Genomic DNA, 26,211 nt, shown 5'->3' with positions numbered 1-26,211 from the left:
GAAACCCCTCCTATCTCACTTCCTGTCCATTTTCATCTATAAAGAAATATCGTCCTGAACCGCTGTTTTTTCTCAGTACAATTTTCTTATTGGGATTTAGAGGTGTGTAGAAATAGTAGGCATCTGTATTGCCTGCAGTTACCGGCTCCAGCACATAGCCTTTACCTGTATTATTGGCTACCCAATCAAAAGGGTTATTCAACATCACCGTCAGCAGGTTGGCTATGTAAAGGTTTTTGGGGGCATCCAGTCCAACGGTAGATAGCTCTGTAATACCCGTCACAATTAAGAACAACTGATGCTTCGTTCTTGAATAAGCGCCGCACCACATACTCCACCATGCAGGTTGCTCCAGTCTTGCTGAAAGCACTACCCTGGCCTTTATAATAGTTGGGTTTTCTATACCAAAGTCGCCGGATGCCCTTAATTTAAGGATAATAGTTCTGGAGCTATCTTCCAGGTCGGGCCGGTTATAAACAATCAACGGCAGTACTGTCCTGCCTTCATCCGCCCGGACGGTATATTGCTGTTCGAGCGCCTTATAATGGGTTCCGGGTATAGCGCTTGAAGAATCCGCTTCCACATAAGCAGTATAAAAACGATCCTGAGATATTCGTTTGCCGGAGATAGTAACCGGGATATTAATCGTATCGCTGGCTTTGGCCAGATCATAGGCAAATGTGTAGGAAATGCTATCTTTTTGGTCCTGCGGCAGATCGAAATATACATTGGCAGCATGATCAAACGTAAGAGGGTCTGCCTTTTTACAGGAAGTGACAAATAATACCATGCATAATAAGTAACATCCTTTTCTGCTTAACAATATATTTATATATTGATTCATGATTTTAAGTTTTAACGGTTTCCGTAAATGATCTCATCATCGGGTAGCGGCAATACAAAAATGTTGTTGGAAGCCGGATAACTGACGCCATTCTGACCGGTGATTGCCACATTCCATCTTTTAAAAGCATAGAATAATTGTCCTTCAGCAAAGAGGTCTTTCCGGTATTCTTTCAGTAGCTCATTTCTCAGGGCCGTTTCATTAGTTACAGTGATCTTCTCGCCAATGCCCCTGTGGCTGCGCACTTCATCTATAAAAGCGGTAGCTGCGGCAGGATTAGTAGCATAAGTGCATTCTGCAGCAATAAAATACATCTCGCTTAACCGTATAGCCGGCGCCACCATATAAGCGAGGTTGGCAGTACTGGTGGTACTGGCACTGTTTCTGCGGTATTTATGCACTTCTGAAATGTAGCTGGTCTGCTCGTTTACAGTAGCAAACCATTGCTTATATCGCATATCATTGCTACCTACAGTCCCGGTTTCATAAAAGTCCTGCGACGCCTCCTGGGTGAGATGCATGCCGGTAACCCCACCCGAAAACCATTCATTATTATACGCTCCATCTAATGTTGGAATAAACCAGCCAAACACCAGTTCTTTATATAGCATAAGATCCTTTTTATCCTGATCAACTGCTAAAAAGTCTTCGGCTTTTGTCCAGGGAAATTTATTGGCACTGATCACTTCCTGCGCATTAAGCAATGCCTGTGCTTTATTGTTTTTATACAGTTGCACTCTGGCCAATGTGCCGCACACAGCATAATAATTCAGGCGATGCCTGCGGTTATGTAAAAAAAGATCACGCGCGCCCTCCTCAGTATTCAAAGTTGTATCAGTCTGCGTTGGATAACCTACCCGATAAGCAGCACTGCGAATCAGGTCGCTGCTTAAAAATTGTTTGGCACGCTCCAGGTCAAAGATGGCTGAGTCTAGCACTTGGGTCACTGTAGACAATGGCGTTGTTTTATTAGAATACTGCGTTACATAAGGAATCGCCGCTGCGTTGGGATTACTGGCGAATGAGGGAGCAAATAGTCTTAATGCATCAAAATGCAGGTAGGCCCTTAATCCCAACGCTTCACCTTTGATCAACTCATAGTTACCCGGCATAAAAAGGTTCTTCTTCTCATCTATCTTACCAAGGATCAGGTTACAGTTAACGATGGCATTGTACAACCCTTTCCAGATATCATCTCTGCGGGAAATAAAATTAAGGTCTTTATAATCATAAGCTTTGGTTTTCAGATAGCGCTGTGGATCGTTGGCGCTGATGCTGTAGTTCTGAGCCAATACTTCGGTTGTACCAATGGTTAGCTCTTTTCCGTAAATATCCGTTCTGGTACAGCGTGTGTAAATGCCGATAAGCGCTTCTTTAAATCCTTCTTCCGTAGTGAACAAAACATCTTCCGATATCTGGCTTTCGGGTTGTATATCGAGCCACTTTTTACAGGAACTAAAAAGCGCCAGCACCAACAGGCTTATAAGGATATGATTTGTTTTTATCATAATGTCTTTTTTGTTAATTAGAAAATAGCTTGGAGGGTAATGCTGATATTACGTGCAAACGGATAATCAATTCCGCGTTCTACTCTTACAGAAGACCACCGGGCCAGGTCATTTGCAGTAACACCAAACCTGAGTCCGGTCAGTGACAGCCTGGAAGCCAGCCGGGGATCCACATCATAAGTAAGATTGAGTGAGGAGAAATTAACCAGGTTATCGGGCATCACAAACCTTGAGGAAACACGCGTTGTACCCAGATCTGCAATGTTTTTATAAAACGCAACGTCGCCGGGTTGTTGCCATTTTTGCTCGAGCACACGCCGGTCTACATTATAGCGGGGATCGGCATTTTCCACGCGATCGACCAGGGTTTGATTATACATATCGCCTCCGAACCGGGTTTGAAAAAAAGCTACAATCATCAGTTGCTTATATCGCAACGTAGTACCAAAAGAGCCCTCCAGCTTCGGCGTATTTTCTCCTACTACTGTTATATCCCTGGCATCCCATTCGTAGGTAAGCGAGCCATCCCGTTTTACGAAAATCTCTTTACCGTTTTCCGGGTCAATACCCAATGAAGGCACCGCATAAATAGCATAGATGGATTGTCCTTCGTTGTAACGCAACAGCGGAACAGCTTTCAGGTCCTCACCCTGCTGAGCCTCGTCTGCCCGTTCGTTATAACTTTTTAAAGAATTGGAGATCTTTACGATCTTATTGGTGTTGCGTGCAAAATTGCCCATCAGTCCAACGGTCCAGTTTTTATTCTGTATGATGTTCGCGCGCAGGTTTACCTCAAACCCGTTATTCTCCATATCGCCCAGGTTATCCTTATAGGTGGAAAAACCAGTAGAAGGCGCGATACTGATATCCGTTAATATATCCTGGGTAAGCTTCCGGTAAACTCTCGAAGACAGGAAGATCCGGTCCCGCAATAATCCCAGATCCACGCCCCAGTCTATATTAGTTGTTTTTTGCCAGGACAGGTCGCTATTGCCGTAAGTATTTACATAAGCGCCCAAACCGGAAGAATACCAATTATTCTGGTCGTAGGAGTAAGTGGTTTGTGCCAGGAAGGGAGCAAACTGAACCGATCCGGTAAGACCCGTTGTAAAGCGTAAACGGAGCTGGCTCACCTGTGGTATATTGAACCAGTTTTCTTTATCAACATTCCAGCCCACACCAAAAGATCCAAAAGGAGCTGTGCGGTTATTAGCTCCGAATAAAGAAGACCCATCTATTCGTACGGTACCATCTAACAGGTATCTGTTTTTAAAAGAATAGTTAACGCTGGAAAAAACGCCGAACAGGCGCGACTCAGATAAGCTGCTGCCGGGCTTTGCATTTTCAGCATACCCTTTTGCAAATCCTATACTGGTGAAGCGGTCATTCGGGAATCCTATGGCTGTGAAAAACCTGGCGTCCGAACGCTCGGTACGGATATTAGAACCGGCAACCAGGTTAATGACATGACCCCCGGTTTGTTTAATCCAGTTGAGCCTTAAATTCCCGTCCCAATTTGTAACATCGTTCACGCTGCTGGTATAGCTACCTCTTTCATCGGCCCGGGCCGCTTCATAAAAGTAAAAGTCATTAGCCAGTGGCGATATAAAGCGATCACCCGTGCTCATGCGTTTCAACATGCTGATTTGCCCACGCAACTTCAGGTTTTTCACCAGTTCTATTTCAGTGGCAAAGTTGTTAAGTATTTCGTTGTACTTCGTTTTATCAAAACTACTCAATGTCGCATTGTACATAGGGTTTAGAACATAGTCATATATATAAGAGCCATTATCTGCCCGCCTGGTCCATACATCTACATTCTGGATGATATTCCCGTTCTCATCTGTTTTGGGATAATAAGGGTTCATCGTTACATAAGATGTAAAGCTCCCATAAGGCGATTCGCTGCCCTCAATAGAAGTAATGGATAGCTCATTTTGAAACCTGATCTTATTATTAAGGTTATAACTGAAGAACATTCCGCCCGAATACTGATCCCTGCCCGAGCCCTTCATAACGCCCGGCCGGGTTTGGTAACGCAGGTCGGCGCCATAACGAAAAGTGTTCGATCCTCCTTCGAGCGACAAACCATGCTTCTGCCCCACAGCTGTTCTCAGGGGTTGAGAAAGCCAGTAAGTATTGACCCCACCCACTACATTTTTGTATCGGTGGTAGTAAAGTTCATCCAGTTCATCCTGCGAGATGGTATTCTGAAGTCCGGCGGTGTAAACACCTGCTTTCTTCTCGTACTCCAGCTTTTCAGCTGCGTTTAACACATCATAGCCCGTAAGATCAGGCGCCATTACATTTGTTTCGTGCTGGTAAGAAAACTGAAGCTTGCCCTCCTTGGGTAATTTAGTTACAATGACCAATACGCCATTAGCGGCCCGCGACCCGTAAATAGCAGTAGCGGCTGCATCTTTCAACAAGGTAACTGAGGCAACCCGGTTCAGGTCCAGGTCGAAAATCTTTTGAACATTTACTTCATAGCCATCGAGGATAAACGCAGGCATATTAGCCATACCGGTGATATTATCCCTTCTTAAAATATCATTGCTACCCGTTGGTAAAGCAGAAGTACCGCGTACATTGATGCTGGGAAGACTATTAGGATTAGATCCTGCAAAATTATTATCGAGCAGCCTGAAAGATGGATCGAGCACCTGTATGGCCTGGAACAGGTTTTGTGTACTTACTCTTTTCAGCTCCTCGCCCGTAATAGCCACCGCTGTCCCTGTAAACGTATTTTTGTTTAAGGTTTGATAGCCATTACTAATAACTTTCACCTCCTCCTGTGCAGCTATTTTGATGGTTACTACTATATCTCCCAGGTCTCTTTTCCGGCCCACTTTTATCTCCTTAGGTTCTATATTGACACCGCTTACTATCAACACAGCATTTTCGTCGATATCAGTCAGCGAAAACCGCCCTTCGCTGTTACTCACTGTTCCTTTACCCGGATTCCCTTTTACCTGAACAGAGACACTTCCAACGGCTACACCATCTTCTCCAACAATACGACCCGTAACGTCTATCCCTAAAGTCTCCGTTTTTAATGCCGCACCGGATACAGGCCTTGACACGGCCGGTTTTATAATGATAACCCCATTGACAACGCTATAGCTGACCCGTTCATGCCCGAGACTGGCCTGCAACGCTTCCTGTACCGACACGTTCTTTATATTGATATTGAGTTTATCGCTCTTATCAAATAAGCTTGCGTCATAAAACAGGCCATATCCTGTTTGCTTTTGAATCATCTTCAACGCCTGCTCTATCGATATGCCCCGCTCTTTTATCGTAACAGACTGGGTATAGCCTTCAGCCGCCGAACAGGAAAAAATCGCAACCAGGATAACAATTGCCGTAAGTTTCATTTTTAAAACAGTTTTTTTGCTGATCCCGTATCTCCGCAAAACTGCCTGTTTCACCAACGCCCTCTTATCAAAGCTGGCAAAGGACGACATTGTAAAATGCCACCAGCAGCTTTTTCCGAGGCATGCTAAACGTGCAGTTTGTGGTATTGTTTCGGGTTTCACTCCTTCAGGGCAGGAGGAATTCATTAAATGCATAGCTTTGCATAGTTTGGTTAAATAATAAGAGATTCGACAGAGTTCTTATACACACTAAACATCTTCCGCTTCGGGGTCCAGCCGGAGCGGTTTTTCTTTTAGGGCGCTACAATTAGTTTTTTGCCTTCTATTTTGAATGATACATTTGATTCCTCTAAAACGGCCAATACCTGCTTCAGGCTTAAGCTTCTTGACAGTTCCCCGTTGAACAAACGTTGATCATCCGGATTATTGTAAACAATTTCAAGATCGTACCACACCGCCAACTGGCGGAGTACCGATGATAGACTATCATTTTTGAAGCTAAAGAAACCTTCTTTCCATGCCACATGCCGGGCTACATCTGTACCTGCCAGTTGAATTGCTTCTTTACTTACAACTGCCTGCTGGCCGGGCTTCAGCATTTTAAACTTACCTTTCTGTGACTGCAATGAATCTGCTGAAATTTTCACCGACCCTTCCAGCAGGGTTACTTTGGCCTGCTGCTGGTAGGCGGCTACATTAAACCGGGTGCCTAACACTTCTATGTTTACCACTCCGTTCTTGGATACTATAAAAGGTTTTTGTTTATCATGAGCAATATCGAAATAGGCTTCGCCATCCATTGAAACCTTACGGGTGGATTGGTTGAATACAACCGGGTAAGTAATGCTGGAACCTGCATTTAACCATACTACTGAACCATCGGAAAGTTTAATGTGTATGATCTTGCTTCCTTTAGGGTTTGATAAGGTATTGAGTATAGCACCAGCAGCAGCGGTTTGCCGGTCCATGGTGTACTCCAGGTCGCCTAGATCGCTTTTTCTCAAAACCCCGCCCGGAATTCTGAGTACCTGTCCCTTCCGGATACTATCCACGTACACTGTTTTTCCATTACCCATGGTAATCACCGCCCGGTTGAATACAGGTGCCGTTATATCTGCTGTTACGGAGGCTACATTATCAACTTCCGGCCTTGCAGCCGGCTGCATCTGTAGCATATATCCTGCAATAACCATCACAAAAACGGCAGCGGCAGCCCAGGCTATTCTTTTGGTCCAAAGTCGGCGAACTGGTTTCTCCTTGTGATCCTGCGTATGAAAAATACGTTGCATAATACGTTCCTGCATATCCAGGGGCATTACAGTACCATCAGCATCCTCCTGCGAATACTCATCTTGCATGATCTCTAAAAGCTCATCATCTGTAGCTTTTTCATTGATCCATGTAAAAAGTTCGCCCTTCTCCTCTTCGGAAATTGATTGACGTCCCCATTTGTGGACCAGATTTTTATAATAATATAAATCTTGCATAGCCCTGGTATTTAAGCAGGAATAACCGGCATTACGTCCCGTTACTATTAAAGACAAATAAGAATTGTCATAGAACTAGTAACCCTAAAAAAAAATAAAAAAATGTATCGCAACAGAGACCAGTAAGGAAGTCAGGCTCTTTTTTAATGTGCGCATGGCCTGGATAATGTGATTCCGTACGGTATTTTTAGAGATCTGCATCAACGACGCGATTTCCTCGTGTTTAAGATTGGCCTGGCGGCTCAAATAAAAAGCTACCTTTTGCTGATGTGGCAATTTTTCAATGGTTGCAGAAAGCTGCTCTTTTGTTTCCGTCAGCGCTAAATTCACAGTAGCATTGTTCATTTCGTGCCGCTGGCCTTCCCTGCCGAGGACCGTCAGGATATCTGACTCCTTAGCCCGGCGACGAATGGTATTGATCAATTGATTTTTTGAAAGTGTTATTAGATACGCATCCAGGTTTTCTATGGAAGTAAGCTGTTCTTTGTTTAACCATAGCTTTAAAAAGATATCCTGCACAATATCTTCCACCACTTCAGGAGATTGTGAAAACCTGAGCAAAAAACTATAAAGTCGGTTTTTATGGTGCCGGAATAATTGGCCAAAGGCTTCCTCATCGCCGCGACTACTTCTTTCCAGTAATATTTTCTCGTTGTACAAATTCATCAACTCCTCATGTAAAAATCTCTCCCCGAAGTTATATATAATTTAACAATTTAGAAACATTAAACTTTTTAATAATAGCAATAAAAAGGTTGAGAATACTTAATTCTAACAGAGTTTGTACAAAAAAAAGACAGTCTAAGTGAGATAACTTGGACTTTTAGCGAATTCGGTGGCAACTCTTAAGGCCAGATTTACATATACTGTTAAAGGCATAAAAAAACTAGTGATGGTTCACTGGTACTCTCACTTTATTTTTTGTACGCTTACAACTGCAATTGTTGAATAGCTGCTTCTACGCCTCTTATTTCAGCAAGCCCCTTTAATCTACCTATCGCAGAATATCCGGGGTAGGTTTTCTTTTGCAGGTCATCCAGCATTTGATGACCATGATCAGGACGCATCGGAATGCGGCGCTGCTGATCTTTTTGTAATTGGCTCACGTATTGAATAATGGAAACAATATTGCCGTTTCCTTCCAGGTGGTTGGCTTCGAAGAAATTACCCTCTTCATCTCTGTCGGTACTTCTTAAATGCAGGAAATAGACTCTGTCTCCAAATCTTTTGATCATATCTAACAGGTCATTATCCCTGCGGGCACTATAAGAACCCGTACAGAAACAAAGCCCAGCATTTTTGGAGGGTACATTTTGAATCAATGCTTCAATATGTGCGGCAGTGCTCATAATACGCGGCAGGCCCAGTATCGGGTAAGGTGGATCGTCGGGATGTATCGCCAGCAGAACCCCTGCCTCTTCCGCAATTGGAGCGATCTCGTTTAAAAATGAAAAAAGATTTTGCTGAAGCTGTTCGGCACTTATGTCCCCATATTCATCCAGCAGGTCCAGCACCTGCCCGGTCGTAAACAATCCATCAGAACCTGGAAGCCCCATGAGACAGGATGTTTTAAGATGATCGATTTCACTGATGCTCAGGTTGTCAAAAAACTCCTTGGCCTTTCTTAAATCACTTTCATTATAATCATCTTCAGCTCCCGGGCGTTTTAATATAAAAACATCAAAAGCAATAAATTCTTTCCATCCAAACCTTAAACACAATGCTCCCGTTTCGGTGGGAAAATCCAGGTTCGTTCTTACCCAATCGAGCACCGGCATGAAGTTATAGGTAACCACCCTGATACCATTGGCGGCAAGATTTTTTAAACTCACCTTATAATTCTCTATCCATTCTTGATAATTCCCACTGCGCTTTTTAATATCCTCATGTACCGGCAGGCTTTCCACTACTTCCCAGGTTAAGCCTCCGGCTTCTATGGTTTCTTTTCTTTTGCTGATTGCTTCTGAGGTCCATATGGCTCCCACCGGTATATGGTGTAAAGCAGTTACAATTCCGGTAGCACCCGACTGGCGTATATCACTTAGCGAAACAGCATCGTTATCACCATACCATCGCATGGTCTGTATCATTGTGTAACTCATAATTCGCTAAAATAGACTAAAAGCACAGCATTTCTTGAAAAGTTAATAATTCAATCGATGTAAAATCAGCCGGCATGGCCGCGCATCAGTGGTACGACGGGTCCCGGTGCCGTTGCAGCACCTCACTGCCAACAAAAACGGCCCCGGAAAACCGGAGCCGTTTTGCAAACTTTAAATATATAAAAAACTAAACCTCACCCAATTTTTATCGGCCTCTGCCACCTCCTCTTTCTCCACCGCCGCGGCTTCCGCGACTTTCACCACCACCCATTGAGCGTGAAGGAGCTGAGCTGCGACTTTCGAAACTCCTGCTTGGCGCCTGGCGTTCTACTCTCGGAGCCGATTGCTGCCTTTGTACCTGCATTTCCCTGCTTCTGTTCTCGTACTGCCTTTGTTGCTGCTGTACCGATCTTTGCCGGGATTCTACTCTCGCCTGGTTTTCCTGTTGCGCCCTGGTTTCCCGTTGCTGCCTCATCGCCTCTGACCTCTGTTGCTGTGCTGCCTCATTTCTCTGCCTCATCTCAGCCGAACGTTGCTGCTGTGCCGCCTCGTTACGCTGTCTCATTTCTGCAGAACGATCTATAGACGATCGGTTCTCCTGAGAACGTTGCATCTGCTGCTGACGCGCTCTCATTTCGTTATTGCGCTGCATGATCTGCCCGTTAGGTTGACTGCCCCGGTCCGCGTCATTTCCAAACCTGCGGGAAGATTCCTGCCTATTGGCAGCCCCCCGGTTTTCGTTGGTCCTGTCTGTCCTAGTTGCATCATCCCGGCGGGGTGCTGAGTTCACCCTGTAATCTCTCGAATCATTATTTCTTGAGTTACTACGTACTTCGTTCGTTCTTCCACTTCTATCCGTGCCTCGGCTGGCTATACTGTTTCTATCATAACGCTGTACATTGCGCGGCGCATAAGTTGAGCGATTGTCATTTCTGCTAACTGCAGGGCGATAAACAGACACAGCGTTTCTTGAAACGGTGGCCCTCCCGGGTCGGTCAGCATTCCGAACTGTTACGGCATTAATACGACCGGTATATCTTTCAACGTCCCCCCTGCGTGGACCATTGGTATAATAACTATTTCTTCCTCCCCTGTAATTACCACCTCTCGGACCATAGTTGTAATTATTGATTATAGTAGTGCGGTTAATAATAGTTACATTATTTCTGTAAGGGTAGAAATAGCGTCCAATATGCACTGAATTCATGTAACGGCCGGGAGCAAAAGTCCAGTAATCGTATGGAGGGTTATAACCGCCGAAGCCAATATTAATATTAATCCCGGGACGGATCGGCGCCCAACCATAGTAATCGCCACCACCACGCCAGCTTACCCAGGCCGGGGACCACTCATAACCAGGTACCCAAAGCCATCCGTAAAAAGGGTCATTAAACCAGCGGCCGTAGTGAAACGGCGCCCAGCCCCAATCGTAGCCGGAGTTCCACATCCAGTCATTGTCAGCTGTATAAGCCCAGGAACCGTTGGTAGCGTAGGGCCTGAAATCAGCTCCCACACGCGGCCTCCAGGTATACCCGTACTCAGGGTAATCAATCCATTCTCCGTAAGGACTCAATTCATCGTAGAATGTTTGAAAATTGATACTCACCCCTACCCTCGGCTGCGCATCAACAGGTCTGGACAACAGCATTGCAAAGGCAAGCATCAGTCCCATACCTAAATAGTTGATAAATCGTTTCATTTTTATTGTAATTTATTTTTTAATAATTGCAGAAGTTCGCGCTTCTGTTTATATGACGTGGAATTGTAAATTAAGTTGTCACCCTGCTGCCAAAATTGAAAGCCGGTTAAGGTTTTATGATTTATTTTACACTATTTAATAAGTAGGTATGAAACCTTTCAAGCGGTTCCACTATTACAGAAAGGAGTGAACCTAATTTATACCTGCCTGTTATTTAAATATTTAATATATTTTGCCACATTATCATGGCTATTGATTACTACCAGATACTACAAGTGCCGCCATCAGCTGATCTGGCTGAAATAAAATCGGCTTACCGCAGGCTGGCGCACCAGTATCATCCTGACAAAAACCCTGATAATCAATCAGCTTTAGCATATTTTGAACTGATCAAAGAAGCCTATGAAACGCTTTCCAGCCCCGGGAGAAAAGAGCAATACCTGCAGGAAAGATGGTTACACAAGGCTAACGGCCAGTTATTTGAGCAACCGGTAAAAACACCTGAGGATTTATTAAAACTGGTTTTATCGGCCAGTGATAAGATACATCGGATGGATATTTACCGCATGAACAAGGAAGGAATTAAGGAAGAACTGGACCAGCTGCTCACAGATAACCGGGTTCAACTGCTGAATGATTTTAATGAAACCAGTATTAATGACGCTATCGTAAAAGAGCTGTTTCAGCTAACGGCGACCATACCCATCACGGCTCAAAGCAGCTACCTCCAAAAATTACAAACCATTCAAAGTAACCATATTGACATACTGCGACAAAAAGAAGAAGAGCTGGCGGGGAAAGTGTTTTGGGAAACCTGGAAACCGGCGTTCATTATTTTATTAGTGGTGATGCTGTGTATTTTAATATGGGGAACCTCTTTAAGACGTTAGACGGCAGGTTTTTTGATAAGCTTATTGCTAACAACATTATAAAAATTAAACTCTTATGATTCCTATCGGAGATGACAATTCGGGTCGTACCATTACACCTTACATCAATTATCTTTTAATAGCCATTAATATACTGGTATTTGTTTTTGCCCAGGGAATGGGTGCCAATGAAGCATTCCTCGGCCGCTATGCTGCGGTACCGGAAGAAATCTTATCGAATCGCGATATCGTAGGTGGAGGGCTTGGGGTCACGCCTATTCCCGTTTACGGAACAATTCTCACATCCATGTTCATGCATGGAGGCTTCGGACATATTATTGGGAATATGATGTACCTGCTGATATTCGGCGATAATCTCGAAAATGTAATGGGCCACAAAAAATATCTTATTTTTTACCTGCTTTGTGGCATCCTGGCAACATTATCACATATATTTATCTCCTCGTATACCCATACAGGTCTTTATACTCCCTGTGTAGGCGCATCGGGCGCTATTGCAGGCGTGCTAGGTGGTTATATTCTGCTGTTCCCCAAAAACAAGATCCGTATTTTTTTAATTCCTTTTATCATCAGGGTCAATGCTTTTATTGCGCTTGGACTATGGATCGCACTACAATTGATTGAAGGCTGGGGCGCTATGGGACGCGAGGGCAGCGGTATTGCTTATGCGGCCCATGTAGGCGGCTTCGCAGCAGGCCTCATACTGGTTAGTTTTTTTGTTACGAAACAACCGGTAAGGAGATAAGTATTGCCTACCTCCCACCGGTTCAATTGACTCCACCAAAATATTCATTGATCAGGAAACCTGCTCCAACAACTTCCTGAATTCGGTAATGGTTTTAAAAAGATTATCATGTATAATGGGGTCAGATACCCAACGGGGCACACTGGCGCTTTTATCCGTTACAATCTGGTAGGTAATTTTCAGGCTCCCGTTCTTCGCCTTTTCTACTACCCATTTGCCCCTGGTACCTGTAATGCGCGTTACGTTTTTTACAACGGGGAACTTCTCGGTATAAATTCCTTCAAAATAAATATTACATACCTGACTATTCAAATCGCTTGTATTAAAGGAGTATTTCAGGCTGCAGTCCTGGTCGTCCATTGGCCATGGAATTTTGTATCGGACATAGGTTAGCCAAACCGCATCGTTGCTGGTGTAGGCTATCTTGTAATTTCTGGCATTAGTGTTCCAACGCGGCCCCTTAGCCGGATTCTTTAATAGCGCGACAACATCCTGGGCTGATGCAGCCTTGACGGTAAAATCGGCCTTTAATTCCCTTACCGTATGGCCATTATGCTTTACCCACCGTTCATAGAGTGCTATATTCCGTTCGGCTTTTATTAATTCAAAATCGCCGGCGCTGCAAAAATGAGTGAACAATAGCGCCAGCACCAACAACGTATTATATTGAAATACCGTTTTCATACTTTATCTTTTTATATTAAAAATGGATTGCCAGAATACCCTGTCAGGGTTTATAGTAGAAATACAACCGATCATCCTTTTACCCCTACCCGGGTGGATATAAAAAAAACGACACACAATACCAGCATGGAAAAGCGCAATATTTTCTCTTTTATTTAAATACCGTTTATGAAACTCTTAACAATATATACCTGTTTCCTATAGCAATGTTCTTTGCAAACAGCTTTCAAATTTCTCCTTATCTTTCAAAAAATTTACACACATGGTGAGATTATTATCCTTATCCCTTTTACTAACCTTAACGACCACCGTTTTTGCTCAAAACGCCTACTGGCAGCAGCATGTCGATTATAAAATAGATGTGGCACTAGACGACAAAAGCAATTCCCTAAAAGGCAACATGAATGTTGTTTATAAAAACAATTCGCCGGAATCATTGGATTTTATCTGGTTTCATATCTGGCCGAATGCTTATAAAAATGATAGCACGGCATTATTTCAGCAGCTCAGAAATGATTCAACATCACACGAGGATCTAACGCAAATCACGCGTGGAGAAATTAATGGTTTAAATTTCAAGGTAGACGGGAAAGTGGCCAAAACGGAGCCTCATAGCAATCCCAATTATATAGACATTATAAAAGTAGTATTACCTAAAAGCCTGAAGCCGGGACAATCTACCACCATTTCTACTGACTTCCTGGTAAAACTACCCTCCTATTTTTCACGCTCAGGTTATGCCGATGGCCAATATATGGCCACCCAGTGGTACCCCAAACCGGCTGTATTTGACAAAAACGGCTGGCACGAATTCCCTTACCTGAGCATGGGAGAATATTACAGCGAGTATGGCAATTTCAAAGTAAATATTACCCTGCCTGCCGAGTATGTAGTAGGAGCTACAGGTATTTTACAGAATAAAGACGAGCTAAATCAATATAAAACGATTGGCGCTAAAAATACCGCCAACCGTACCGGCACTCCGGAACTGTATAAAGGGAAAGCCGGTAGTAAGACATTGACTTATCATGCAGAAAATGTTCCTGATTTTGCCTGGTTTGCAGAAAAAGGAGTGGTGATACAATATGATACACTGAAACTACGGTCCGGCAAAATTGTGGATGCGTTTACTTATTACAAGAACAAGCCTAATACGATCTGGAACAACAGTATCGACTATGCGAAAGATGGCACCCGGTATTATAGCGAAAAAATAGGCGAATATGACTACCCTACTGTACAGGTCTTTGAAGGCCCCAAGAATAATTCAAGCGGCGGTATGGAGTATCCGATGATTACCATCATTACCGTGCCTGACGCCAGCAAGGAGTACCTGGATGGTGTAATTGCTCATGAGATTGGCCATAACTGGTTTATGAGCATGCTGGGCAGTAATGAGCGCATGCATACCTGGCAGGACGAAGGACTGAACACTTATTACCAATTCCGTTATGAGGCGGAGAAATACCGGTACAATTCCATCTTCCGCGACCAAATGCCGCCGCAAATGAAGCAACTACCTCTGGACGATTTTCAGAAAACTGCTTACAGGGCACTATCATCTATCCCAATGGAAGCGGCAATAGACCAGCCCGCAGCTGATTTTAAAACATCGGAAGAATATGGTTTGATTTCCTATTTAAAAGCGTCTATCTGGTTATATGAACTGGAGCAGATGTTTGGTCGCGACAAAATAGATGCCGCCTTCCAGGAATATTTTAAAACCTGGAAACATAAACATCCGCAACCGGAAGATATGAAAGCCTCGTTTGAAAAATCGCTGGGTATTAACCTGGATGACTTCTTTGCAGAGCTGAAAAAGAAAGGCAGCTTGTAAAGATGTAAGTATCTCATTGAATATTCTGAATTCTATATTTAGTATTTAAAATTTCACTCCGTGATCATCTCATTGAAAAATAAAAAAGCCCTGGTTGGTGGCGCCAGCCAGGGTTTGGGCTATGCTATAGCCCGGCAATTGGCAGACAGCGGTGCAAGCCTTACTCTAATGGCGCGTAATGAAGATAAGCTACGTGCTATTGCATCAGAGCTACCGGCTACTGAGGGCCAGCAGCACAACTACCTGGTAGTTGATTTTGCTGATTTAGCCTCTTACAAAAAAATAATAGAAACTTTTTTCAGCGCCAACACCGTTGATATTCTTGTTAACAATACTAATGGTCCAAAAGCAGGTGCCGTACTCGAGAAAACGGGAGCAGATTATCAATCGGCATTTGACCTCTTATTTCAAACCGTACAACATACTACGGCGCTGGCGGTAAAGCATATGAAAGAGCAGAGCTTTGGGCGGATCATTAATCTAACATCAAGAACCATTAAAGAGCCGGTAGATAGCCTGGCTTTATCCAATACCATAAGAGCCGCCGTAGTAGCCTGGGGCAAAACCTTATCCCGCGACCTGGGAAAATACAATATCACCGTTAACAATATTCTCACGGGGAACTTCGATACAGAACGGCTGACCGAGCTTTTTGAAGCGCAGGCAGAAGCTCAAAGCTCTACCACAGAAGCGATAAAAGCAAAGTCCATTACCGATATCCCGCTGCAACGCCTGGGAACCGCAGCAGAGCTGGCCAATGTAGTTACTTTCCTTGCTTCAGATCAGGCCGCTTACGTTACAGGTGTCAGCATTCCGGTTGATGGCGGGCTTTTAAAGTCTATATAATCACTGCCTCCTGCATTTGTTGTTGACTATGATGCCATCGCCGTTGTTACCAGATTTAAAGAAATAGCTGCAGTAAATCGGACAATCTGCTGAAAATAGCGCACTAACTGTGCATCTTGCTTACTTTTGCGCCATGCATTATGTTTCTGCGGAAGGTTTAGAAAAAAGTTATGGCATTCAGCCCCTGTTCTCCGATATTTCTTTTCATATAGAAGAAGGTGATAAAATAGCCTTGGTGGCACGCAATGGTACCGGTAAATCTACCTTGTTAAAAATCCTGGCCGGAAAAGAAACGCCCGACAAAGGCAAACTCTGGATCAGCAAAGATGTGGATGTAGTATTGTTTGAGCAGGAACCCGATCTTGATCCGGAAAAAACGATTTCCGACAATGTTTTTTTTCACGACAACCCGATAATTACTGCCATTAAAGATTATGAATCGGCCAGTGAGGTGGAAGATGTAGATAAAATCGCCGACGCCCTGGGACGCATGGATGAACTGAATGCCTGGGATTTCGACTCTAAAGTAAAACAGATTTTCGGCAAGCTGAAAATACACCACCTCGACGCGATGGTAAAAAATCTAAGCGGCGGGCAGAAAAAACGGGTGGCGCTCGCCAAAACGCTTATTGATATTGGATTTGAGCACAAGCACGTACTGCTGATCATGGACGAGCCTACCAACCACCTGGATGTGGAAATGGTAGAATGGCTGGAACATTTTTTAAACAAAGAAAGAGTAACCTTATTGCTGGTAACCCACGATCGTTATTTTTTAGATGCCGTCAGTGAAGAGATCTGGGAAATGGAGGGTAGCAATCTTTATGTTCATAAAGGTGATTACGAGAATTACCTGGAGAAAAAAGCCGCGCGTATCGAAAACGAACTGGCCAGCATCGATAAAGCCAAAAACCTGTACCGGCGCGAGCTGGAATGGATGCGTAAGCAGCCCAAAGCCCGCACCACGAAGTCTAAAAGCCGCGAAGACAGTTTTTACGAAGTTGAAAAAAAAGCCAAACAACAGGTAACCAATGAGCAGGTAGAGTTACAAATGAAGATGAACCGCCTGGGAGGAAAGGTTGTGGAGATGAAGAAAGTGTACAAGGCGTATGGCGACAAAAAAATATTAAACGGCTTCGACTATACTTTCAGCAAAGGCGAGAGGGTAGGTGTTATAGGTAAAAACGGGGCAGGTAAATCTACTTTCCTGAATATATTACAGGGTTTGCAGGAGCCTGACAGCGGTAAGATCAATATCGGCGACACCGTTATATTCGGCAATTACTCACAACAGGGCCTGCAGGTAAAAACTGATATGCGGGTTATTGAATTTGTTAAGGATATAGCGGAGCATTTTCCTCTCGCCAAAGGAGGAACTTTGAGTGCAGCCCAGTTCCTGGAGCTGTTTCTTTTCAACCCTGATAAACAATATACCTACATCAGCAAGCTAAGCGGAGGTGAAAAACGCCGCCTGCACCTGCTTTCTATTTTATTCCGCAATCCTAATTTCCTGATTCTGGATGAGCCTACCAACGACCTGGACCTACCCACATTAGGCGTGCTGGAGAACTTTTTAATGGAATACCCCGGCTGCCTTTTGATCGTCAGCCACGACCGTTACTTCATGGATCGCCTGGTAGATCATTTGCTCGTATTTGAGGGAGAGGGCGTGATCAGCGATTTCCCGGGTAACTATACGCAATACCGCTTGCAGGAGGATAAGAAAAAGACGACAGGTGACAGTTCGCAGGTGACAGCAAAGGCAACAGTTGCGGCGCCGCAAAGCGCTCCTGTTGAAAAGAAAAAAGTTTCGTTTAAAGAAAAGCGGGAATTTGAGCTGCTGCAAAAAGAAATGGAAGATCTGACCAAAGAAAAAGAAAAGGTTACGGCACAATTAAACGATGGCAGCCTTCCTTTCGAAGAGTTGCAGAAGCTATCCAACCGAATCGGAGAGCTGGCAGATCTTTTGGATGAAAAAGAAATGCGCTGGTTGGAATTAAGTGAAATGATTGATGGATAACAACCAGCAACAGCCCATTCATTCAATATTAATTTAATATTACCATTTCTAATCATTTTCTAATTTCCTGTCAGTTTTCCGTCGAATACTACCTTAAAATTTAATTTAATCAAGCATTGCTTTAGGTATGCTGAACAATTCGTGTTATTTTCGCGCCGCATTTTACAAAAAACGATGCGTGTTATAATTCTTTATAATACTGCAGCGTTCCTTGGTCTGCCCAACGGCAGCCGTCCGATAACTTAAAACACGAAATAGGGATGAAAGAAACAATTGAAACGGATGTGGCCCTCATTGGCGGTGGCATTATGAGCGCTACTTTAGGCATGCTGATCAACCAGCTGGCGCCAGATAAATCGATCCATATTTTTGAAAGATTGAAAGATGTTGCAGAAGAAGCTTCTGATGCCTGGAATAATGCGGGCACGGGTCATGCTGCTCTGTGCGAACTAAACTACACACCCGAAGACGCCAAAGGCGTAGTACACACCGATAAGGCCAGCTCTATTATGGAGCAGTTTGAAGTATCTAAGCAATTCTGGGCTTATTTAATTGAGCAGGAAAGATTGGCTAACCCCAAAGATTTTATACGTTCAACCCCGCATATGAGTTTTGTACGCGGCGATAAAGATGTAAAATACCTGAAAAAGCGGTTCAATGCTTTGCAGAAGAGCGTGCTGTTTAAAGAGATGCAGTACTCTGAAGACAAGAAGGTTATTGAACAATGGGCACCGTTAATTACCGGTGGCCGGGAGGCTTCCGAAAAAGTAGCAGCCACTTATTCTACTTTGGGAACGGATGTGAACTTCGGTGCCATTACGGGAGCATTGGTAAAGTCTTTACAAAAGACCGGCAAAGCCGAATTGCATTTACACCACGAAGTAAAAAAGCTGAAGCAGCAAAAAGACAATCGTTGGCTGATTAAGGTGAAAGACCTTAGCTCTGGAAGGAAGTATAATGTACTTGCCAAATTTGTATTTATTGGTGCAGGAGGTGGTTCTTTAGAGCTGTTACAGAAATCGGATATACCTGAAGGTAAAAAATACGGAGGTTTTCCTGTAGGTGGCCAGTGGCTGGTGTGTAAAAATCCGGAGATCAGTGCAAAGCACAGCGCCAAAGTATATGGACAGGCCGAAGTGGGTGCCCCTCCGATGAGCGTGCCACACCTCGATGCACGCATTATAGATGGTGAAAAAGCAATACTATTCGGACCATTTGCTACTTTCTCTACTAAATTCCTGAAAGAAGGTTCGTATTGGGATCTTTTCGGAACCGTGAAGTACTGGAATATATTCCCGCTCATTAAAGTGGGTATCAAAAATATCGACCTGGAAAAATACCTGATCAGGCAGTTAAGTCTTTCTTTTGAAGACCGGATGAGCGTATTAAGACAATTTTATCCCGAAGCTAAAAATGCCGACTGGAAGCTGCAGGAAGCAGGCCAGAGGGTACAGGTCATTCAAAACGATCCCGAAAATGGTCCTACCCTGCAATTTGGTACAGAGATCGTTACTTCGGCAGATGGTACCATCTCTGCGTTGCTGGGCGCATCGCCTGGTGCTTCCACTGCGGTTTCTATCATGCTCCGGCTATTATACCAGTGTTTCCCTGACAGAGCAGGTGATAATGTTGACCGGTTGAAAGCGATGATCCCCTCCTATGGCCAGCAGTTGGAAGACAACCCTGAATTGCTGGCGCAGGTAAGAGAACGCACCAGCCGCATATTAGAATTAAATGCATAATAAAGTATTACCGGTTTGGCAGCAACTTACCGGTAATGCCTGAAAATACCTTTATCAAGCAGCGTCCAAAGCGCTGCTTTTTGATGTGCGGCCTTCAACGCATTATTACTCCAGGTATTACAGGTATAGAATAAGTTATAAGACCCTTTGGCTTCGTAGAAAGCATCCATATCACCATAGCCGTCGTTCACACTGGGTATAGGAATGGAATTGCCCTTATCATCAAGATCGAACCTTTGCATAATGAATTGTATAAGGTCTTCATAATCTTCTTTGCTAATATTGATGGCTACAGTTGAGGAATCGGGAACAATATTTTTGTAGAAAGTAGCATGAATGGCAGAACTGCTTAAACCCGTCATTGCTTTAAAGGCAGTCGAAAATTTAAGATCTGCCCAGGTTGGTGTTTGCAGGTAGAAGCCCTTATCGCCCCAGCCTATTCCTACATAACCATAAGTGGTATCTTTTAGATCAGTATCGGCATAGCGGATATATGTCGTCCAGCCCATCCACTCCGTTTGTACCGGCACCACAATATCTGTATGAACCCCGTTTGACATAATGTAGATCGTTAGGTCATTGGGTGAGCGGTAATCTTTATTTTTATTAACCGGAATAAAAGGTATTAATAGCGCTGCCAATACATAGATGCCCAAAAACAGAACGATATACAGTAACACTTTAGCGGTACGTTTTAGTATTTTTTTCATTTTTTGCGTTGCCAGGTAAATATAGGCTGAAAAATAGAATCAGAAGCTTTGTGTATAAGTAGCGTATACAACACGCTAATACCTCTATTTATAAGGTTAAAATACTTAACCGCTGAGACGGAGAGAAAAGAGGTATCGCAGAGTAGTTAGGTTTAAAAGCAACTCCGGTTCCATTTATCAGAACTGGATGACACCTTTGCGCATTCTTAGCGTCCTCATTTCTTCGCGGTTAAAAATCCCTTTCAAAAAACAGTTTGCGCACACGTCTCTCAGGCGGGTTCTTCCTGGTATTGCAGTAGCAATGGCGATGAGTTATTGTGGGGTATATACAGCATTCAATAACGCCACGACTTCTCTTTGAGTACTTAAAGACTTATCTGCATTGTAATAGGTTTGAATAGCATTTTTCACCACTTCAAAATCGGCTTTATTAGCAGCCAGGTCCAGGTACATTGCCTGCCCCTCTTTAGGGCGCGGCCCCCAATGAAAAAGATCTTTACCTGCTTCATCCCTTACTATCAGGATAGGAATAGACTTAGAGCCATTGGTGAGATATTGATCTATTTCAGATCCGCTGTCGCGTAACTGCAACTCAAAACTGATCTTATCATTTAACGAACTCATCAGGTACAATATCGGTACTATATGGGCAGCATCGACGCACCAGGGTTCCGTAATTACCACCCAATTTTGTGGCTTACTGATCGACTGGATTACAGCCGCTGTTTCTGCTGTGACAGGATTTGTTTTTACCCATCGCTTCATGCGGGTTTCATTCATTTTGGTGTAATGATGATAATCGGGATTATCATAAGGAGGCGGTGGCGGGTCAGTAATTAAAAGCTGATGAGTATACTCAACATACTCATTCCAGTTCATTGTTTTTATCATGCATTAATAACAAGCAGGAAGTTTAAAAGTTGACTACAGATTGATACGCTCTGACCATCGCAGACCTTCCGGTAATTCAGTTGCAGAGAACTCGATATGCACTACCCTTCTTTTTTTATTATTGGTCGTTCTGCCGGAACTATGCAATAAAAGGGGCTTCATAATCATTATACCTTCTTTCGGAACTGCGCAACTCACTTCGCGTTCCGTGACCCAGTCAATTGTTTCCGGCCGGTATATGCCTTTCATATGCGAACCTGGTATGACTTTCAATGCCCCGTTTTCTTCGGTGGTATCGTCTAAATGAATACGAATGGTAAAATTATTTTCCAGTACAGATAAGGGCGGTTGCACCGCAAACTGGTTTTGTTTCACCGTCCAGGGACCGAAACCGGGTATATCTGATCTCTGGTCAACAGATATGGTCAGATCCTGGTGATAGGCTACATACCAGTTAGAGCCGGGGGGCTTGTCGAAATAAATACTTTTGACAATGAAATAGTTTTCACCAAACAAACTACTGATCAACTCCTTTAACCGGTCATTTAATAAAACTGGTAACACACCCGGCAATTCTTTTAAAAACTGCCGGATGGCAAAAAGGTCATCCGATCGGCGAAAAGTATCTTTTGAAGTATCTGCCTGCCCTATTATTTGCAGAACAGCATCAACTTCCATATTGGTATAAACCGATTTAACAACCGAAAAACCCTGCCCCGTAATCCGGGCTTTATGAAACATTGCATCATCCATAACTGCAGGCATTGATTACTTACGCCACCGTATTAAATTTGGATCGGTTAGAGCCGGGTCCTCCTATTCACCATTTACTACTCACTATTACCTAATTACATTCCACCTTCACTTTCCAGTTCTCTCTGTCTTTTAAAAACCCGATCAGTTCGCTATTCATTTCAAAGCCTTTGCCATTTGTTAAGAGTTCGACTTCTATATTTTCAGCCTCGTCTACTATTTTTAAGTTCAAAGCTGAGGGGCCTTTATTTGATTTCAGGTTTTGCTGCACGAAATCTATCATGTTTTCGGTAATCTCTGCAGCGGGTAGTTGTAAAGTAAGTTTCTTAGTCATGTTTTTCTTAACGCTTTCGGCCAGGCAAATCGATGATATTTTAAAATCAAAATCGCCGTTGAAACGCTGCTTGAAAAAGCCTGTGACATAAACTGTCGCACCGAGTTGCAATATCGCTGAGTGCTTGAGATAGTCTTCAGAAAACAATACTACTTCGAGCTTACCGCTATAATCTTCAAGTACAAAACTGCCAAACTTATTACCGCTCTTGGCTACCCTATGTTGCGCGTCACTCACCAGGGCCATTAGTTTAAAAGTAGCGCTGGAGTTTACTTTTTCCTTGTCTTCCTTAAACTCATTCACATAACCAATCTTCGATATGCCGTAGTTTTCCATTTCGAAACGATAGTCATCCAAAGGATGCCCGCTCACAAAAATCCCTGTTACTTCTTTTTCATTATCCAGCTGAACCACCAATGGCCAGGGTTCGCACTCAGCTATTTTAGGCACTTGTATTTCCATTGACTCTGCCAGGTCTCCAAATAAGGTATTCGAGCTCGTTTGTGACTGGGTTTGACACACCTGGCCATACTTAATGATCTTCTCCAGTCCATTCATATTGTCATTAGGCGGTGTAAAGAAGTACTGCGCTCTGTGGATATCAGTAAAACAATCGAAAGCCCCTGCATAAGCCAGGCTTTCCATCGTTTTTTTATTTACAGTGCGCTGGTTTACGCGCTTTACCATATCAAAAATGCTGGGGTAAGCACCGTTTTCGCGTTCAGCAATAATACTTTCCACCGCTGCTTCACCCACACCCTTTAATCCACCCAAACCAAAACGGATCTCTCCTTTTTTGTTTACGGCAAAACCTTTTAGCGATTCGTTAATATCAGGACCCAATACTTCCAATGTCATACGCTTACACTCTTCCATAAAGAAAGTGATTTTCTCTAATGAACCGGCGTTATTTAAAACCGCGGCCATATATTCACTGGGATAATGCGCTTTTAAATAGGCTGTCTGATAAGCTACAAAGGCATAACAGGTGGAGTGCGACTTATTGAAGGCATATTGCGCAAACGCCTCCCAGTCTGTCCATATTTTCTCCAGCTTATCGGCAGGATGCCCTTTCTGTACCGCTCCGTCGATAAACTGTTTTTTCATTTTATCCAGTACCGCCTTTTGCTTTTTACCCATGGCTTTACGCAAGATATCCGCATCACCCTTACTAAACCCTCCTAAGCTCTGACTCAATAACATCACCTGCTCCTGGTACACGGTGATACCATAAGTTTCTGCCAGGTACTCTTCCATCTCCGGCAGGTCATAGGTAATTTCCTCGGCTCCATGTTTACGTTTAATGAAGTTGGGAATGTACTGTAAAGGTCCCGGGCGATACAAGGCGTTCATGGCGATCAGATCGGCAAATTTATCGGGCTTCAGATCGCGCAAGTGCTTCTGCATACCCGGACTTTCAAACTGGAACGTTGCGTTGGTTTCACCTTTTTGATATAACTGGTAAGTCTTTTCATCGTCCAGCGGTATACTATCGATGTCTATCTCAATACCATAATTTAATTTGATCAGCTGCAGCGCATTTTTAATGATGGTAAGGGTTTTCAAACCCAGGAAGTCCATCTTAATTACGCCCGCCTCTTCAATTACACTGCCTTCAATCTGTGTAACCCATAAATCGGAATCTTTAGCTGTACTTACAGGTAATAATTCGGTAAGATCTTTCGGAGCGATGATGATACCCGCTGCATGGATACCGGTATTCCGAACGGATCCTTCCAGGATTTCGGCCTCATGTAATACCTTAGCCTGTAAATCGCTGCCATTATATATTTCCCGTATCCTTCTTACGCTATCAAGATCTTCAGAAGCCAGCCCCTCTTTTTCTGAAAGAGATTTTTCACCGTCTTTGGGCGACATGGGCGCGTGCAATACCCGCTTTAACGATATACCCGGTTTCTCCGGTATCAGCTTGGCAAGGGCATTAGAATCTGACAAGGGCAGATCCATTACACGAGCCACGTCTTTGATACTCATTTTAGCGGCCATCGTACCGTAAGTAATGATCTGCGCTACCTGGCTTTTACCATATTTCTGTACTACATAATCGATTACTTTCTGGCGCCCTTCATCATCGAAATCCGTATCAATATCCGGCATGGATTTACGATCGGGATTCAGAAAACGCTCAAAAAGCAGGTTATATTTAATAGGATCAATATTGGTAATACCGATACAATAGGCTACCACCGAACCCGCGGCCGAACCGCGCCCCGGCCCGATAAATACGCCACTATCTCTACCCGCTTTAATAAAATCACTTACAATAAGGAAGTAACCGGCAAAACCCATGGTTTTAATGGTAAACAGCTCAAAATCGATCCGTTCTTTTACGTCGCCTTCAAATGCCAGCCCATAACGCTCTCTCGCTCCTTCATAAGTAAGGTGCTTCAGAAACTCCCATTGGTTCAGGGAGTCGGCGCTCATAACATCCCCTTTTTCTGTCTTTTGATCCTGTGTATGCGTTTTATATTCCTGCGGAATAGGGAAATTAGGCAGTAATATGCTGCGCTTCAGATCCAGCAACTCAATTTTATCAACAATGGCATTGGTATTGTCAATCGCTTCAGGAATATCATGAAACAACTGCGTCATTTCTTCAGTTGTTTTAAAATAAAACTGGTCGTTAGCAAAAGCAAAGCGGGATCCTTTACTATTCGCATCTTCGTCGCCAAAATCCCCTTTAAACTTGGGCGTGGCCTGCTTTTCACCGGTGTTGATGCAAAGCAGGATATCATGGGCGTTCGCATCTTCCTGGTCTACATAATGCGAGTCGTTGCTGGCAATAATGGGCACCTTATACTTAGCCGCAAACCTGATCAGCACCTCGTTTACCTTTTCCTGGTCGGGGATATCATGCCGCTGTAGCTCCACATAAAAATCTTCTCCAAACAGGTCCAGCCACCATTTAAATTCCTGTTCGGCTTCTGCCTCTCCTTTTCTCAAAATGGCCTGCGGTACGGAGGCCCCCAGGCAACAGGTAGTGGCAATCAACCCTTCATGGTATTGCAGGATCAGGCCCTTGTCAATACGGGGGTATTTGCCGTACAACCCTTCGATAAACCCCAGCGAAGTGAGTTTGGTCAGATTACGATATCCCTGCTCATTTTTGGCGAGTAAAATCTGGTGATATCTTTTATCTTTTTTGTCCTTGGTAAAAGTTTTTTCAAGACGATTTTCTACTACATAGAATTCGCAACCCACCACGGGCTTCACTTTAGGTTTTCCGTTCTCATCCAGGTTTTTATAGGCTTCTGCAACAAATTGGAAAACACCAAACATGTTGCCATGATCACTGATCGCCAACGCCGGCATTCCGTCTTTTATCGCTTTTTTGTACAGGTTGCCGATAGGTGCGGCCCCATCCAGCAGTGAATATTGTGTATGAACGTGTAAATGTGAGAATTTCATCCGTATATTTTATGATTGCCACAGCAGCAGCTATCCTTTTTAAAACATCATGATACCGAAAGACAATGTAATTTTAACCTTCCGGATTTGCCTTGCAAAGTGCAAATTTTTTCCCTCCCTACCCAAATTCTTTATGCACAATATCCCAGGCTGATTTATAACACCCGGAAACAGATTAAGGTTATGGGGTTAATGCTGATAAGTTTAAGAACAGGGAACCGTTTAAACGGCACTTTCCCCTCGCCCGATGAACAGAAATGTTTCGTTTTTTGTGGAGAATAATTCCCCAAAATGCTGCATTCAACCTACAAAA

Annotated in this window: 18 protein-coding genes; 6 read left to right on the top strand and 12 right to left on the bottom strand. The window is 43.7% G+C overall.

Going from position 1 to position 26,211, the window contains the following annotated elements:
• Window positions 1–10: 10 nt before the first annotated feature.
• The 7 genes from U0035_RS17675 to U0035_RS17645 form a co-directional block, all read right to left on the bottom strand.
• Window positions 11–844, bottom strand: a complete 834-nt coding sequence (locus U0035_RS17675; protein ID WP_114791711.1) for a DUF4843 domain-containing protein — start codon at window positions 842–844, stop codon at window positions 11–13.
• An 11-nt stretch (window positions 845–855) separates the two neighbouring features.
• Window positions 856–2,352, bottom strand: a complete 1,497-nt coding sequence (locus U0035_RS17670; RefSeq protein ID WP_114791712.1) for a RagB/SusD family nutrient uptake outer membrane protein — start codon at window positions 2,350–2,352, stop codon at window positions 856–858.
• A 17-nt stretch (window positions 2,353–2,369) separates the two neighbouring features.
• Complete coding sequence (locus U0035_RS17665) at window positions 2,370–5,729, bottom strand: SusC/RagA family TonB-linked outer membrane protein (protein ID WP_114791768.1); 3,360 nt, start codon at window positions 5,727–5,729, stop codon at window positions 2,370–2,372.
• A gap of 293 nt (window positions 5,730–6,022) precedes the next feature.
• Entirely contained in the window at window positions 6,023–7,216 is a 1,194-nt protein-coding gene (locus U0035_RS17660; RefSeq protein ID WP_114791713.1) for a FecR domain-containing protein, read from the bottom strand.
• Between the two features lie 84 nt (window positions 7,217–7,300).
• Entirely contained in the window at window positions 7,301–7,882 is a 582-nt protein-coding gene (locus tag U0035_RS17655; RefSeq protein ID WP_114791714.1) for an RNA polymerase sigma factor, read from the bottom strand.
• A 263-nt stretch (window positions 7,883–8,145) separates the two neighbouring features.
• Complete coding sequence (gene uxuA / locus U0035_RS17650) at window positions 8,146–9,318, bottom strand: mannonate dehydratase (protein ID WP_245957760.1); 1,173 nt, start codon at window positions 9,316–9,318, stop codon at window positions 8,146–8,148.
• Window positions 9,319–9,523: 205 nt separating this feature from the next.
• A complete protein-coding gene (locus U0035_RS17645; protein ID WP_114791716.1) occupies window positions 9,524–11,017 on the bottom strand; it encodes a DUF6600 domain-containing protein in 1,494 nt (497 codons plus the stop codon).
• Window positions 11,018–11,262: 245 nt separating this feature from the next.
• Between U0035_RS17645 and U0035_RS17640 the strand changes: the two genes are divergently transcribed.
• Window positions 11,263–11,907, top strand: coding sequence for a J domain-containing protein (locus U0035_RS17640; RefSeq protein ID WP_114791717.1), 645 nt, complete (start codon window positions 11,263–11,265; stop codon window positions 11,905–11,907).
• 55 nt (window positions 11,908–11,962) lie between these two features.
• On the top strand, window positions 11,963–12,652 hold the full coding sequence (locus U0035_RS17635; protein ID WP_114791718.1) for a rhomboid family intramembrane serine protease: 690 nt from the start codon (window positions 11,963–11,965) through the stop codon (window positions 12,650–12,652).
• A 51-nt stretch (window positions 12,653–12,703) separates the two neighbouring features.
• On the opposite strand, the gene U0035_RS17630 is transcribed toward U0035_RS17635, so the two are convergent.
• Window positions 12,704–13,336, bottom strand: coding sequence for an SRPBCC family protein (locus U0035_RS17630; RefSeq protein WP_114791719.1), 633 nt, complete (start codon window positions 13,334–13,336; stop codon window positions 12,704–12,706).
• Window positions 13,337–13,598: 262 nt separating this feature from the next.
• On the opposite strand from U0035_RS17630, the gene U0035_RS17625 reads away from it, so the two are divergent.
• From U0035_RS17625 to mqo, 4 genes are all read left to right on the top strand, one after another.
• The gene (locus U0035_RS17625) at window positions 13,599–15,173 is read left to right on the top strand and encodes a M1 family metallopeptidase (RefSeq protein ID WP_114791720.1); all 1,575 of its coding nucleotides are present in this window, start codon (window positions 13,599–13,601) and stop codon (window positions 15,171–15,173) included.
• A 60-nt stretch (window positions 15,174–15,233) separates the two neighbouring features.
• Entirely contained in the window at window positions 15,234–16,019 is a 786-nt protein-coding gene (locus U0035_RS17620; RefSeq protein ID WP_114791721.1) for an SDR family oxidoreductase, read from the top strand.
• A gap of 133 nt (window positions 16,020–16,152) precedes the next feature.
• Window positions 16,153–18,039 (top strand): ABC-F family ATP-binding cassette domain-containing protein, encoded by a 1,887-nt coding sequence (locus U0035_RS17615; RefSeq protein ID WP_114791722.1) that lies wholly within the window; start codon window positions 16,153–16,155, stop codon window positions 18,037–18,039.
• A 260-nt stretch (window positions 18,040–18,299) separates the two neighbouring features.
• Entirely contained in the window at window positions 18,300–19,781 is a 1,482-nt protein-coding gene (mqo, locus tag U0035_RS17610; protein ID WP_114791723.1) for a malate dehydrogenase (quinone), read from the top strand.
• A 26-nt stretch (window positions 19,782–19,807) separates the two neighbouring features.
• On the opposite strand, the gene U0035_RS17605 is transcribed toward mqo, so the two are convergent.
• The 4 genes from U0035_RS17605 to dnaE form a co-directional block, all read right to left on the bottom strand.
• Window positions 19,808–20,491, bottom strand: a complete 684-nt coding sequence (locus U0035_RS17605; RefSeq protein WP_114791724.1) for a TIGR02117 family protein — start codon at window positions 20,489–20,491, stop codon at window positions 19,808–19,810.
• A gap of 312 nt (window positions 20,492–20,803) precedes the next feature.
• Window positions 20,804–21,370, bottom strand: a complete 567-nt coding sequence (locus U0035_RS17600; protein WP_114791725.1) for a thioredoxin family protein — start codon at window positions 21,368–21,370, stop codon at window positions 20,804–20,806.
• Between the two features lie 45 nt (window positions 21,371–21,415).
• Entirely contained in the window at window positions 21,416–22,135 is a 720-nt protein-coding gene (locus U0035_RS17595; protein ID WP_211316473.1) for a phytanoyl-CoA dioxygenase family protein, read from the bottom strand.
• Between the two features lie 91 nt (window positions 22,136–22,226).
• Window positions 22,227–25,898 (bottom strand): DNA polymerase III subunit alpha, encoded by a 3,672-nt coding sequence (gene dnaE / locus U0035_RS17590; RefSeq protein WP_114791726.1) that lies wholly within the window; start codon window positions 25,896–25,898, stop codon window positions 22,227–22,229.
• Between the last annotated feature and the right edge of the window lie 313 nt (window positions 25,899–26,211).

It is taken from the genome of Niabella yanshanensis (genome assembly GCF_034424215.1).
GTDB classification, from domain to species: Bacteria; Bacteroidota; Bacteroidia; order Chitinophagales; family Chitinophagaceae; genus Niabella; species Niabella yanshanensis.
This window is presented reverse-complemented; position numbering and strand designations above follow the sequence as displayed.